General features: G+C 64.7%; 6 protein-coding genes, 2 tRNA genes and 1 pseudogene. 7 read left to right on the top strand and 2 right to left on the bottom strand.

What is annotated here, in order from left to right; all coding sequences use genetic code 11:
• Positions 1–3: 3 nt before the first annotated feature.
• The gene (locus tag ACUN9Y_RS04515) at positions 4–1125 is read right to left on the bottom strand and encodes an efflux RND transporter periplasmic adaptor subunit (RefSeq protein ID WP_445459494.1); all 1122 of its coding nucleotides are present in this window, start codon (positions 1123–1125) and stop codon (positions 4–6) included.
• Between the two features lie 272 nt (positions 1126–1397).
• On the opposite strand from ACUN9Y_RS04515, the gene ACUN9Y_RS04510 reads away from it, so the two are divergent.
• The 7 genes and pseudogenes from ACUN9Y_RS04510 to nadA all read left to right on the top strand — a co-directional run bounded on the left by ACUN9Y_RS04510 (position 1398) and on the right by nadA (position 8967).
• Entirely contained in the window at positions 1398–3248 is a 1851-nt protein-coding gene (locus ACUN9Y_RS04510) for a DEAD/DEAH box helicase (protein WP_445459493.1), read from the top strand.
• Positions 3249–3848: 600 nt separating this feature from the next.
• A pseudogene (locus ACUN9Y_RS04505) lies at positions 3849–4706 on the top strand (segregation and condensation protein A); the annotation flags it as partial.
• A gap of 293 nt (positions 4707–4999) precedes the next feature.
• On the top strand, positions 5000–6001 hold the full coding sequence (gene scpB / locus ACUN9Y_RS04500) for an SMC-Scp complex subunit ScpB (protein WP_445459492.1): 1002 nt from the start codon (positions 5000–5002) through the stop codon (positions 5999–6001).
• Complete coding sequence (rluB, locus tag ACUN9Y_RS04495) at positions 5998–6852, top strand: 23S rRNA pseudouridine(2605) synthase RluB (RefSeq protein WP_445459491.1); 855 nt, start codon at positions 5998–6000, stop codon at positions 6850–6852. Before scpB ends, rluB begins: the two co-directional genes overlap by 4 nt.
• Positions 6853–7093: 241 nt before the next feature.
• Positions 7094–7169 (top strand) — tRNA-Lys (locus ACUN9Y_RS04490).
• A gap of 48 nt (positions 7170–7217) precedes the next feature.
• A tRNA-Lys gene (locus ACUN9Y_RS04485) sits at positions 7218–7293 on the top strand.
• A 645-nt stretch (positions 7294–7938) separates the two neighbouring features.
• Positions 7939–8967 (top strand): quinolinate synthase NadA, encoded by a 1029-nt coding sequence (gene nadA / locus ACUN9Y_RS04480; protein WP_445459490.1) that lies wholly within the window; start codon positions 7939–7941, stop codon positions 8965–8967.
• 398 nt (positions 8968–9365) lie between these two features.
• Here nadA and ACUN9Y_RS04475 read toward each other — a convergent pair.
• A partial coding sequence (locus tag ACUN9Y_RS04475) for an Ig-like domain-containing protein (protein ID WP_445459489.1) occupies positions 9366–13258 on the bottom strand: 3893 nt, incomplete at its 5' end.

Below are 13258 nucleotides of genomic sequence, written 5' to 3'. Positions count from 1 at the left end.
GGTCTAGAGCCCCTCTTCCTGCTGCCAAGGAGTGACCGACTGACCTTCGATCATGAGGCTGGCGCCGGCGCTGACAAGACGGTCCCCCGGCGCCAGGTCCGCGGCCACGAACACGCCTTCATCGGAGGTGGTGCGGATCTCTACCGGTACCGACTCGACGTGGCCTAGGGCACCTTCGTCGGCGACGAAGCGCCACACCACCGACGATTCCGGTGCGCTTTCCAGTGCCACCACGGTGCCTAACGGCAGGCGCCACAGGTCATCGCTGGTCGTGGTCAGGCGCTCGAGATCCAGCTCGACCACCGCGCTCATGCCGGCGAGGACGTTGACGTCGTCGGGCGTGGCCAGCGTCAGGGTCACGGTGTAGCTCAGCGAGCCACTACGCGCCTGGCTGTCGTGCTCCTTGTAATTGGCCGGGTAGCGTTGGTCGGTGCTGCCGAAGCTGACCCAGGCCACGGTGGCCTGGGTGTCGAGGCTCTCCTGAGTCCGCGCCTGATCGAGGCGGCGGACCTGCTGTTCGGGGAGATCGAAGGTGACGTCGATGTTGCCAGGCTGTTGCAGCACGGCAATGGTCTCTTGAGCCGTCACGACCTGGAAGTTGTCCACCGGGACGCTGGCGATGATGCCGTCGAAGGGCGCCGTGAGTTCGGTATAGCCAAGCTGGTCCTTGGCCTGTTCGAACTGGGCCTGGGCGGAGAGGAAGGCGGCGCGGGATTCATCGAAGGCGGCCCGCGAGATGGCGCCTTTCTCCACCGAGGCCTGCATGCGACGGTAGGTGGCCAGGGCCAGGTCATAGCTCGACTGGGCATTGGCCAGCGCATTACGAGCGTCGCTTTGATCGATGCTTGCAATGCGCTGGCCCGCCTCGACCTTTTGGCCGGCCTGAACATCCAGGGTCGCCAGTTCGCCACCGACACGGAAGGCCAGGTTGGAGCGCTCCGATGCCTCGACCACGCCCGGATAGCGGGCCAGCGTGGCCGTGCGTGAGTCGCTCAGGGTGAGCAGCTTGACCGGGCGCACCAACTGCTTGGTCAACGGGGGCTCGGGATCGCTGCAGCCGGACAGCAGCGCGGTGGATGCCGCCAGCAGCAGCGGAAGAAACGGAGAAAAGCGACGTAGCGACATGGCGAAGTCCTGTGGCGATCGAGGGGCAGAGATGCGACGCCGCCGAGGCGGTCAAGCACGATAAAGCGCAGAAACGGTAAAAACGGCAGAAGCGCGAGGAAAGCGAGAAGCGCCTGCCGACGGTACGGTGAGCTTTCATGCGCTAGCCGCCCAGCGTAGAGTGCGTCGATCCGTGCCGGATCCGGTATGCTACCGGCGCCGGGTCGTCGCCCTCGTGTTCTAGATCAAAAGTTGCTCGATATGGTTAAAATAAGGCGAGATAGTCGACAAAAATGGCGGTAGAACAGAAGAGTTTGCCTGGAGAGACCGGCACGCCAGAAGCGCCGCATCGCCACCCTGTGCTGCGGCCCTATCAGCGCCAGGCGATCGATCGGGTCGTGGCGCACTTTCGTGTCGGCGATGAGCCGGCGGTGGTGGTGCTGCCTACCGGTAGCGGCAAGTCGCTGGTGATCGCCGAACTGGCGCGCCTGGCCCGGGGGCGGGTGCTGGCGTTGGCCCACGTGCGGGAACTGGTCGAACAGAACCATGCCAAGTACCTGGCCTACGGGCTCGAGGCCGATATTTTCAGTGCCGGTCTCGGGCGTAAGGAGAGTGCGCGCCAGGTGGTCTTCGGTTCGGTGCAGTCGGTGGTGCGTCACCTCGATGCCTTCGATGATGAGACCTCGGCGCATGGCCCCTTTACCTTGCTGGTCATCGATGAGTGTCATCGGGTCTCGCTGGAAAAGGACGCGAGCTACCGCCGTGTCATCGACCACCTGCGTCGCGTCAATCCGCGGCTCAAGGTGTTGGGGCTGACCGCCACGCCTTATCGCCTGGGCCAGGGATTCATCTATCACCGTCATCACCACGGCATGGTGCGCGGCGACGAGGACTGCTTCTTTCGCGACTGCGTGTTCGAACAGCCGCTGCGGTTGATGGTGCGCCAGGGCTTTCTGGCCGAGCCGGTCAAGGTCGATGCGGCCGTGGCACGCTACGACTTCTCGGCGCTGGTGCCAGGCACTGGCGGGGCCTTTCGCGAGGACGAGATGAACCGGGTGGTGGCGGCAAGCCGGGCGACACCGGGCATCATCGCCGACGTCGTCGCCCATTGTGCCAAGCGTCAGGGAGCGATGATCTTCGCCGCCAGCGTCGCCCACGCCGAGGAAATCCTGACTTATTTACCGCCGGGGGCAGCGGCGCTGGTGACCGGCGATACCGATGGCGATGAGCGCAGGCGCCTGATCGAGGCGTTCAAGGCGCGCCGGCTCAAGTTTCTGGTCAATGTGTCGGTGCTGACCACCGGCTTCGATGCCCCCCATGTCGACCTGATCGCGATCTTGCGGCCCACCGAATCCGTCGGGCTCTACCAGCAGATCGTCGGTCGCGGCCTGCGCCTGTCGCCGGGCAAGACCGACTGTCTTGTCCTCGACTACGCCGGCAACCCCTGGGACCTGTATGCGCCCGAGGTCGGCAGCCCACGCCCAGACAGCGACAGCCAGCCGGTGCAGGTCGAGTGCCCCGCCTGTGGCCACGCCAACCTGTTCTGGGGCAAGTACGACGGCGAGGTGCTGCTCGAGCACTTCGGGCGTCGCTGCCAGGGCCTGGTGAACGATGCCGGCATCGGCCTTTCGGCTCCCGAACCCGGGTCGCGTCAGTGCGACTTTCGCTTTCGCTTCAAGACCTGTGGCGAGTGCGGGGCCGAGAACGATATCGCCGCGCGACGCTGCCATGGCTGTCGGGTATTGCTGGTGGATGCCGATGACAAGCTGCGCGATGCGCTCAGACTCAAGGATGCCAGGGTGCTCAGGGTGAGTGGCATGCAGCTCGAGCCGAGCCTCAACGGGCGTGGTCAGTCGCGCCTCAAGGTGACCTATCATGATGAGGATGGCGCGACGCTCAATGAATGGTTCGCGCTTCAAACACCGGCCCAGCGGCGGGCCTTCGCCGCGGTCTTTCTGCGCCATCACCTGAGAGCGCCGGGGGTTACCTGGGACCCCGCCACCCCCGAGGAAGTGAGTGCCGGGCGCGAGCGCTTGCGCGCGCCCGACTTCGTGGTCGGGCGCAAGGTCGGCCGGCATTTTCAGGTGCGCGAAAAGCTCTTCGACTATGTCGGCCGTTACCGGCGTGCCGATGGCGCCGATTAACGGGCGACGGCCCAGGGATATCGGTGGCTGGGCTGGTGGGCTTGGCTGGGCTGGGCATTGTCTGAGCGCCCCGTGCGGCGTGGCGTCCAGGCGTGATCGACCTCGTCGGTTTAGCCACGGCGAGCCCAGGTTGGTAAACTGGCCGATTGATGCCATCCGTGCCGCCGGCACCTTCCGGGAGACTAGGCCCGCGTGAGCGATTCGCCGACGACAGACGACGCCCCTCGGGGCGCGAGCGCCCCCCACAGCGAAAGCGACGAGGCCTTGGCCATTGGTGAAGAGCCTTCAGCTAGTGATAAAGAGCCTTCAGCTAGCGATGGAGAGCCTTCAGCTAGTGATAAAGAGCCCTCAGCTAGCGATGGAGAGCCTTCAGCTAGTGATAGAGCGCCGTCAGCTAGCGATGGAGAGGCCTCAGCTAGTGATAAAGAGCCCTCAGCTAGCGATGGAGAGCCTTCCGCTAGTGATAGAGCGCCGTTAGCTTCGGCTAGTGATAAAGCGCCTTCAGCTAGTGATAGCGCGCCCGCGGCCCATGGCGCCGACACCACTGCCGATGGCCATGCTGCCGACAGCGCAGGCGGCGTCGAGGTCGAGCAGGCGGCGATACTCGGGCGGCTGTTCGACGAGCCGATCACCGAACTCCCGGAAGACCTGTATATTCCGCCGGAAGCGCTCAGGATCTTTCTCGAGGCCTTCGAAGGCCCGCTCGATCTGTTGCTGTATCTGATTCGTCGCCAGAACCTCGATATTCTGTCCATCGACGTGGCGGCGATCACCCGTCAGTACATCGAGTACGTCGAGCTGATGGAGGCCATGGAGATCGAACTGGCCGGCGAGTACCTGCTGATGGCCGCCATGCTGGCGGAGATCAAGTCGCGTACCTTGCTGCCGCGGCCGCCCAAGGGTGACGACGATGGCGAAGAGGAAGACCCACGGGCCGAGCTGATCCGTCGCCTGCAGGAGTACGAGCGACTCAAGCAGGCCGCCGAAGCTCTGGCGGCGCTGCCTCGCATTGGCCGCGACTGGTTCCCGGCCCGGGCGGGTCTGCCGCCGCTGGAGTCCCGAGTGATCCATCCCGACGTGGAGCTCGATGAGCTGCTGGGCGCCTTGGCGGGGGTCTTGCGCCGCGTCGAGCTCAACCAGGCGCATCAGATATCTCGTGAAGGACTGTCGACCCGGGAGCGAATGTTGCTGATCATGGAAAAATTGCACCATGAGCGCTACACCCCCTTCGAGGCGCTCTTTACCCTGGAAGAAGGCCGTTCCGGTGTGGTGGTCACCTTCATGGCGATCCTGGAGCTGGCCAAGGAAGCGATGATCGAGATCGTGCAGAATGCCCCGCTGTCGCCTATCCATGTCAGAGCGAGGCTAGCCGACGATAGCGAAGAGGACGCCTTCGAGGGCGAAGGGTTCGGCGACAAGGCGCTGGCCGATGCCTTCGAGGAGGTCGGCGAGAGCCCCTTCGCGGACCTGGACCGCGACGAGCAGGCCGGCGCCGTCGAGGCGCGGCGTGGCGACGACACCGCTGGGCAGGATCAGGGGCGGGGCGACGGCGCTCAGGACGAGGCTTTTCACGGCCATGGTTGTCACGAGCCAGGTCCCCAGGGCGATGGTGGTGATGGTCATGACGCAGAGGATCATGAGTTTCACGACGATGGGTTTCAGCAGGATGGCACCGCCTCGGAGGCGGCCTTCGAAGACGACGTCGACGACCGAGCCCGGGCGCGGCGCAAGCATGACGGAGACGAGCCCGCATGACCGCGATGGAAACGCCGGATGCGCTGGATGACATCATCGAAGCGGCCCTGCTGGCGGCGGGCGAGCCGATTGGGCTCGATCGCCTGGAAGTGCTGTTCGATGATCATGAGCGTCCGCCGCGCCGGGCCCTGCGCGACGCCGTGGAGCGACTGACCGAGCGCCACTCGCGTGGCGCCATGGAGTTGCTCGAGACGGCATCAGGCTATCAGTTGCGCATCCGCCCGCGGCTCGCCAGTTGGGTATCGCGGCTGTGGGACGAGCGCCCCCAACGCTATTCTCGCGCGCTGCTCGAGACCCTGGCGCTGATCGCCTATCGCCAGCCGGTGACTCGGGGTGATATCGAAGAAGTGCGTGGCGTCACCGTCAGTGGCTCGATCATGCGCACGCTGCTCGATCGCGGCTGGGTGAGGGTCGTGGGCCATCGGGACGTGCCGGGGCGCCCGGCGGTGTATGCCACGACGCGTAGTTTTCTGGATGATTTCGGGCTAAAGACCCTGGATGAATTGCCACCGATGCATGAACTCAAGCAGTTCGACGCCCTCGAACTGGAAGACGATGCGCCGCCGCCGCCACCACCTCAGCTGGCCCAGGCCGATGCGCCGCTCGACGACGATGCACCTGGCGGCGAGCCTAGCCAGGAAGACCCGAGCGGGGCAGGAGCCGAGGGCGGGAGTGTCAAGGTCGAACGCGAGGATGACGCCGCCGCCGGCGGAAACGAGGCTGAAATTGACTCGCATCAGCGCCCAGGAGCGCCCGATGGCTCGCAAGGGCAAGACAGGCACCGTGAATCGAGCAATGAAGATGACCCGACTTCCCTCGAGGAAGCGGGTGCGACGGCCGGGACGGCCGACGCTGAACACGCCGGGACGGCGTCCGCACGGACCTCCCTGAGCTTCGCCGATCTGGAAGCCAGGCTGTCCGATCGTGCCCGTGGCCGCGTCGACGATGACGCTGCTTCGGGGACGGAACCCACTCAAGGTGAGAATGACGATCAATGAGTACCCCCACCGAAAAACTGCAGAAGGTTCTGGCGCGTGCCGGGCTAGGCTCCCGTCGCGAGATGGAGGCCGCCATCGGCGCAGGACGCGTCAAGGTCAATGGGAGCGTGGCTACCCTGGGTGACCGTATCGAAACCCGTGACAAGGTCACCTTCGATGATCGCCCGGTCACCCTGCGAGCGGCCGATGACGTGCCCCGCCGCGTCATCATGTACAACAAGCCCGAGGGTGAGCTGTGCACCCGCAAGGACCCGGAAGGTCGACGGACCGTGTTCGATCGCCTGCCGCGGCTCAAGGGGGAGCGCTGGATCGCCATCGGCCGCCTGGATATCAACACCAGCGGGCTCTTGCTGTTCACCACCGATGGCGAGTTGGCCAATCGGTTGATGCATCCGTCCACCGAGGTCGAGCGTGAGTACGCGGTGCGGGTGATGGGCGAGGTCAAGCGCGAGCACGTCGTGGCCATGGTCGAAGGCGTCATGCTCGAGGACGGCCCGGCGAAGTTCTCCGATGTGCAGGAGTTCGGCGGCGAAGGGATCAATACCTGGTTCCACGTGGTGATCCTGGAAGGGCGCAACCGTGAGGTTCGGCGCCTGTGGGAGTCCCAGAGCCTGACCGTCAGCCGCCTCAAGCGAGTGCGCTACGGCAATATCTTCCTCGACAAGCGGGCCAAGGCCGGCGAGTGGGTCGAGTTGTCCCAGGTCGAGGTCGATGACCTGGCCACCCTGGCGGGGCTCGAGTCTCGCAAGGTGCCGGAACTGACGCCGGATGAGAAGAATCGCTGGAGCCGCGACAAGCACAAGCGGCGTCCGGTTCAGACCATGAAGCGCGCTAAGCCTCGCCAGCGCTAAGCCCCGCTAGCGCTGAGGTGGCCTGCCTCGGCACCGGCGCCTTGTCCGGGGCGTGTCGCTGGGCGTCGCAGGCGCCCAGCGGTGGCCCCTGTCGGCGTCAGGGCGTGGTAGGCGCCAAGGCGCGGCTCTCGCCTCATCGGAGGCGAGAGCGACGGCGCTAACCGATGCTGGTGATAAGCATTTTTTCAAAAATCACTTGCGTCAAAGGGGCGTTCTACGTAATATCTGCCCCCGTTCGGAAGGGTCGTTAGCTCAGTTGGTAGAGCAGTTGGCTTTTAACCAATTGGTCGTAGGTTCGAATCCTACACGACCCACCATCCGAACCTGTGCATGCGACACCGCGGCAACGTTGGTGGTCCATGATTGGGTCGTTAGCTCAGTTGGTAGAGCAGTTGGCTTTTAACCAATTGGTCGTAGGTTCGAATCCTACACGACCCACCAGATTTACGGCCTCGCTTCTTCGAAGCGGGGCCGTTTTGCTGTGTGACGTGGGTTATCGCGTTGGTTTTTATCGCGCCCAAGGCTGCCTTTTTTTGCGCCGGGGACGCGCGGTCTGTTTAACGCGCCCGGGGCTGCTTTTTATCGCGCCCGGGGCCGCGCAGGGCGTTCTGACGCCGTCGGGGTGCCTACGATCAGCATACGGGGTTCGGCGAGCTTGGGGCCTGTGCCGGTCGTGGTCGGCCGGTGTTGCTTTTGCTCGGCTCGGCGGTGGATCCGGGCGCCTTTCGCTGGCGTCGCCTGACGCGTTGAGATCAAGGTTTGCTTCGATCTCCGCGGTGGCCCCTTGAAAGCGCATCTGACTGGCGTCATCATCGGGTTATCGGTCTCTGGTAGGGCTCTCGGCGCGTGGCGCGCGGTTGGGCTAAACTGGAGGCCATGGTTGGCCAGCGCGGACGACGCAGCGGTCGACCAAGAGGCGCTGGCGCGCTGCCCCGGAAGGTTGCCTGTGAGTGTGATGGCGGGCTGTCGTTGTTGAACGGGCGACGCGGTTAGATGCTTCGCTGGCGTGTCAGGCTCGACGGAGCGTCGAGGCTGGCATTGGCCCCATCGCAGGGGGATCCCCTGCCGGTCACAGTGGTAGACACGATGACGATCATGACTTCTCGCGAGGCGCTCAGAGAGCACCTCGCCCGCCCGTACTGTCCCACCCGGATTCCCGCCGAGGATGCGGCTCGCGTCGACGAGATCAAACGCTTGTTGGTCCAGCATAATGCCGTTCTGGTGGCGCACTATTATACCGACGACGCTATTCAGCAATTGGCCGAAGATACCGGTGGCTGCGTCGCCGATTCGCTCGAGATGGCGCGCTTCGGTGCCCGTCACGAAGCGTCGACGCTGGTGGTCGCCGGGGTGCGCTTCATGGGCGAGACGGCCAAGATTCTGTCGCCCGAAAAGCGTGTGCTGATGCCGACATTGGAGGCGACCTGTTCGCTGGACGTGGGCTGTCCGCCCGATGAGTTCTCGGCGTTCTGCGATGCCCACCCGGATCGCACCGTGGTGGTGTATGCCAACACCTCTGCGGCGGTGAAGGCGCGCGCCGACTGGGTCGTGACGTCGTCCATCGCCGTCGAGGTGATCGAACACCTCCAGGCCAAGGGAGAGAAGATCCTGTGGGCCCCGGACAAGCACCTCGGCGGCTACATCCAGAAGAAGACCGGCGCCGACATGCTGATGTGGGATGGCGCCTGCATCGTGCACGAGGAGTTCAAGGCCAAGGGCGTGGAGGACTTGAAGTCCCTGTACCCGAACGCCGCCGTGCTGGTGCACCCGGAGTCGCCGGCCTCCGTGGTCGGCCTCGCCGACGTGGCGGGGTCGACCTCACAGCTGATCAAGGCGGCCAAGGAGCTCCCCAATCAGGAGCTCATCGTCGCCACCGACCGCGGTATCTTCTTCAAGATGCAGCAGGCGGTGCCCGGCAAGGCCCTGTTCGAGGCGCCGACCGCCGGTAACGGCGCGACCTGCAAGAGCTGCGCCCATTGCCCGTGGATGGCCATGAATGCGCTGGATAATCTGGCAGGCGCACTGCGCGAAGGCACCGGCGAAGTCCATGTGGGTGACGAGCTGCGCCGGCTGGCGTTGAAGCCGCTGACACGGATGCTGGAGTTCCAGGCCTGACGCAAACGACCACTGCCGGAAAACGGCGGCAGTCGATGCCGCGGTGGCATTCGCCTTTCGAGCACCTGAGCGCCGCCAGGGCCATGCTTGAAAACGACACGACGGCCCGCCATGCACTGCATGGCGGGCCGTCGTCGTATTGGGGAAATGAAGAAAGCCCGGGGGCGCTACCCATCGGAAGATTGCGTCGGGTGATGCGCGCCGGGCGACGCGAGGCTTGCCAACGGTGCCGGGTAGGCGTGCCCAACCTTGGCGTAGTCGGCCGTCGCCATCGGATGGCGACAGTCTCGACGGCACCGCCGGTTTTCCATGGTCAAGCGGCGCCGAGTGAAGGCCTCGGCGCCGCTGAGAGCGTTACTGCCAAACCTGGCGGCTAAACCGGGCTGGTTGGCGTCAGGTTACGCCACGTCGAGTTGACCGTTGTTGATCAGGTTGTTGATGAAGTCCTCGCCGCTGCCGCCAAGATTCACTCCCGTCAGGGTGATGGTCTGGTCGGCATTGCTGCCATCGGCGCTGATATTGCCGCCTGAGTTGACCGCGAGCACCACGTCGCCGCCCTCCTGGCTGGCGGCCAGGTAGTTGGATACCCCGTTTTCGGTGGCGCCATCGAGCAGGTCCGACAGGTCGAGCGTGTCGGCGTTGGCGTCGGCACTGACCCGGCCCAGGGTAAAGTCCCGAATCACGTCGTTGGCGGGTTGATCCGTACTTCCGGCGTCGCCTGACGACCAGGTGAAGGTGTCGCTGCCGAGATTGCCCCACATCAGGTCGTCGCCGGCGCCGCCATCGATCAGGTCCAGCCCACCGCCCGCGATGATGATGTCGTCGCCCTGTCCTCCCCTTAAGGTGTCATCGCCGCCATCTTCGCGGTTGGGTTCCATCAGCGACGCATAGTTCGCGCGGACATAGTCGATGATCTGGTCATCGCTCGGTTCCTGCCCATCACCGTAGCCTGGTGACCACTTGAGGAATTCGAACAACCCTTGGTAGTCCAGCCCGTCGTGAGCGCCAGCGGAGAACGTTTCGTCGCTATCGCCGTTGGTCCAGGTCAGGTCGTCGGAGTTGACCGTGTCGCCGAAGATGATGTCATCGCCGGCCCCGCCGTCGAGTGTATCGTCGCCGAGCATCTTTGGCCCGGCCTGCGCGGGGCCACCGGTGGACAGGGCGATGTCGAGATCTTCGACTTGGTTGACGAGCATTGCGTCCCCCGCGGGAGAGACCCAGACACGGCCATCTTCCAGGAAGACGGTGCGACTGGCAGCAACCACATCGGTGTTATCGAAGATGTCCAGGTAATCCTTGCGCAGCAGATCTTGTGGCAGTTTCGGGTTGGGTAACTGCCGGCCGATGCCAAACGTATGCACATCCGAGTACTGCACGAGCGCTTGATACTTGCCATAAGCCTCGGAGAGCGCTGTGATATTGCCGGGTGTGCCGACGAGGTTCTGTCCCGACGGGGTGGTATGCGTCGTCGGTAGGCCATCGCTGAGAAACATCGTGAGTCCCTCGTAGTCGTTGGCGGTGGCCATCGACTGCTGCCACAACAGCGCGCTGTTCAATGCGGCTTCATAGTTCGTGCCACTGCCCGCCATCGACCGGCTCACGAAGCTTTGTAGCCCGGCGACGTTCGATTCGGTCAAGTCCATCACCGACGACACGCCATTGACGCCTTTACTGAAGCGGGTGATCTGGACGTTGACGACGCCATCGTGGTCGGCGAGGGTCTCCAGATAGTTGTTCAGACTCGCCACCTGGAGCTGGAATCGATTGAGGCTGTCCGTTCCAGAGGCCACTCTCATGCTTGATGACTCATCCATGATGATCGAGATGTTGTAGTTCTCTCCGGGGGTCAGCATTGTTTCGCGTCCCCCGATATCGCCGATCAGCACGTCTCGGCCGGCACCGGTTTCCTTGGTATCGTCGGTGTTTTCTCCGACGTAGAGTTCATCGGGCGCCACTGTGACCCTGACCCTGGCCTGGAGGGGATCGCCATCGGTGTCGACGCCGAAGTAGTCGATGGTGGCGTTTCCTGAAAAGCCGTCGTTGGGGGTGAAGGCCAGATTCTCGTCGCCGGTGACCCTGACTGTGCCAACGGCGCTTCCACCCTGGACCGTGGCCCCGGTGAGACGGCCCCCATCGGCACCGAGACTGTCGTTGGCCAGGACATCGATGATGACCGTGTCGTCGGGCGCCGTCGTGGCGCTATCGTCCCGGGCGGTCGGGGTATCGTCATCGATGACGATGTTGAGGTTGCCGTCGGCGCTATCGCCATCGCTGTCGGTGACCGTATAGCCGACGGCGAAGGCGATATCGTCTTCAATGCCGGCGATCGGATGATCCAGGGGCGCATCCAGGGTGACTCGGTAACTGCCGCTATCCCGATCGGTCAACTCGATGGTGACGACGGGGTTGCCTCGGGTGTCGTAGCCGGTCAGCAGCTGTCCATTGGCGCTTTCCGTGACCCAGTTGATGTCTCTTCCGTCACTGGTCAGGCTCGGTAGTCCGTCGGTGGACCAGCGGAAGGCGCCGGTGGCCGCTGGGCCATCGTCGCCGAAGTCATAGCCGATAGTGCCGGTCACCGTCACCGTTTCACCGGGGACGTCGGCGATGCCACCGGGAATGCCATTCGGCAGGCCATCCTCGTCCAGGGTGGCGGTAGGGGCGTTGGTGGTCGGGTCGCCGTCGGTCTCCGGTGTCGTCGGAATATCGTTATCGTCTTCGACCTTGATCCGCAGGCGGCCAGTGACGGGGTCACCATCGCCGTCGGTGATGGTGTAGCCGATCAGGGCGTTGCCGGTGAAGCTCGGGTTCGGCGTGAAGGTCAGGCTGCTGTCGGGGTTGATGCGGACATTGCCAACGCGATCGCCGCCCTGCACCGTCGCTGCGGTGAGGTCACCGCCATCGGCGCCGAGACGATCATTGTCGAGCACCGCGACGGTGACCGGGGTATCGCTTTCGGTAGACGCCGTGTCCGAGGCCGCGACTGGGGTGTCATCATCGACCCGCACGTTGAGCTTGCCATCGGCGCTGTCACCATCGCTGTCGGTGACCGTGTAGCCGACGCTGAAGCGGATGTCGTCTTCGGTCGTGGGGTCTGAGTGGTCCAGCGGCTGGGACAAGGTCACCCGGTAGGCGCCGCTGGTCTGGTTGGTCAGCTCGACGGAGATGACCTGGTCGAAGTTGCTGTCGAAGCCGATTAGCGTCTTGTCATTGTTGCTCAGGAAGTAACTGATCGGACTGCCATTGGCGGTCAGGTTGGGCAAGCCGGACGCGCTCCAGCGGAAAGCGCCGTTGGTGGCGGGGCCGTCATCGCCGAAGTCATAGCCCAGCGAACCGGTCACGGTGGTGGCCTCGCCGGGCACATCGCCGTCGCCGCCGGCGATGCCGCCGGGCAGGCCGTCTTCGTCCACGGTGGCGGTGGGCGACTTGGTGGTCGGGTCGCCGTCGCTTTCCGGGGTGGTGGGCACATCGCCGCCGTCCTCGACCTTGACCTTGAGCTTGCCGGTGACCGGGTCGCCATCGCCGTCGGTGACGGTGTAGGTGATCACGGCATTGCCCGAGAAGTTCGGGTGGGGGGTGAAGGTCACGGTGCCATTGGGCTGGGTGGTGACCGTACCGACGTTGGATCCGCCCTGGACGTTGGCCGCGGTGAGGTTGCCGCCGTCGGCGCCGAGCTGGTCGTTGTCGAGCACGTCGACGGTGACCGGGGTATCGCTGTCGGTGGTGGCGAAGTCGGAGGCGGCGACCGGGGTGTCATCATCGACCCGCACGTTGAGCTTGCCGTCGGCGCTATCGCCGTCGCTGTCGGTGATGGTGTAGCCGACGCTGAAGCGGATGTCGTCTTCGGTCGTGGGGTCTGAGTGGTCCAGCGGCTGGAACAAGGTCACCCGGTAGGCGCCGCTGGCCTGGTTGGTCAGCTCAACGGAGAACACCGGGGCGAAGCCTTCGTCGAAGGCGGTCAGGGTGTGGTCGTTGTCGCTCAGGAAATAGCGGATCGAATCGCCCTGTGAGGTCAGGTTGGGCAGGCCGGACGTGCTCCAGCGGAAAGCGCCGTTAGTGGCGGCGCCGTCGTCGCCGAAGTCATAGCCCAGCGAACCGGTCACGGTGGTGGCCTCGCCGGGCACATCGCCGTCGCCGCCGGCGATGCCGCCGGGCAGGCCGTCTTCATCCACGGTGGCGGTGGGCGACTTGGTGGTCGGGTCGCCGTCGCTTTCCGGGGTGGTGGGCACATCGCCGCCGTCCTCGACCTTGACCTTGAGCTTGCCGGTGACCGGGTCGCCATCGCCGTCGGTGA

It is taken from the genome of Halomonas sp. V046, from assembly GCF_052645355.1.
The sequence above is the reverse complement of the archived record's forward strand: the minus strand, read 5'-3'. Positions and strand labels throughout refer to the sequence as shown.